Source organism: Leisingera sp. F5, assembly GCF_001593695.1.
Window position 1 is genome coordinate 1 of the sequence record NZ_LUKH01001091.1, and the last position, 1,284, is coordinate 1,284.

Annotated in this window: 1 protein-coding gene; it reads right to left on the reverse strand. The window is 60.8% G+C overall.

The genetic code is table 11. The features are described 5' to 3' along the window. Nucleotides 1–987 (reverse strand): nitrilase-related carbon-nitrogen hydrolase (locus A2I95_RS39150; RefSeq protein ID WP_291737754.1); only part of this gene is annotated, 987 nt, incomplete at its 3' end. Nucleotides 988–1,284 lie beyond the last annotated feature (297 nt).

Below are 1,284 nucleotides of genomic sequence, written 5' to 3' on the forward strand. Positions count from 1 at the left end.
CTCCAGCGACTCGTCGGAGGTGTACTCAGAAGGCAGCATCACGCAGCGGACGTTTTCAGCGCCAAGCGCGTCCACCGCAATGGCCGCCACGATGGCCGAGTCCACGCCGCCGGACAGCCCCAACAGCACCCTCCTGAAACCGGTTTTTCCCATGTAGTCGCGCAAAGACTCGACCATCACACGGTAATCCTGCTCCCACGCGTCCGGCAGATGCGCTTTATCGCCCTCCACCGCGCACCAGCCCTCGTCTGTGCGTTCCAGGTCCAGATGGGCATAAGCCTCGTCAAACACCGGCATCTGCAGCGCCAGCGCGCCGCCCGGGTTCAAGACGAAGGAGCCGCCGTCAAACACCTGATCATCCTGGCCGCCCACCATGTTCAGATAGATCACCGGCAGATGGGTTTCGACAGCGCGCGCCACCATGTGGTTAAAGCGCACCTCCATCTTGTTGCGGAAATAGGGCGAGCCGTTTGGAATCAGCAGAAATTCGGCACCGGTTTCGGCAAGGGTTTCGGCGACATCCTCGTGCCAGCCATCCTCGCAGATGGGGGAGCCGATGCGGGTGTTGCCAACCGCGTAAGGGCCACCCAAAGGGCCGGCATCAAAGATCCGGACTTCGTCAAAGACGGTCTCGTTCGGCAAGTGGTGCTTGAGGCTGCGCGACGCGATCTTGCCGCCCTTAAGGATCAGATAGGCATTGTAGAGCTTACCGCCCTCGATCCACGGCCCGCCGATTGCCAGCGCCGGACCCTCGGCGCATTCCACCGCCAGTTTTTCGACCTCGGCAATCGCCGCCTGATGAAAGGCCGGTTTCATCACCAGGTCCTGCGTGTTGTAACCGGTGATGAACATTTCCGGCAGCGCCACCAGATCGGCGCCAGCCTTGCGGCCCTCCTCCCAGGCGGCTTTGGCCTTGGCGGCATTGCCGGTCAGGTCGCCCACTGTGGGGTTCAGCTGCGCCAGTGTCACGCGAAAACGGTCTGCCATGCTGCTTTGGCCCTTTGCAAAACTCACTCACAGCCATTTACCAGATTGAACGCCAAGTAAAAGAGCAAGGCGCGGAGGCCGGGTAAAAGACATTGCGGCTCCGCTTGCGGTAGCTTAGTTTCCGGGCGAGCAACCCAATATGGCAGCAGCACCGTAATTCCTGGGCAGGCAGAGGTTTCAATGACCCGTTTCGGCACCGCATTCGCGTTTTCCACACTTCTGGCACTGGCCGCACCGGCGCTGGCCCAAGAAGGTGACGTTATCACCACTCAGGACGAAATCGGCGGTGTGTATGAA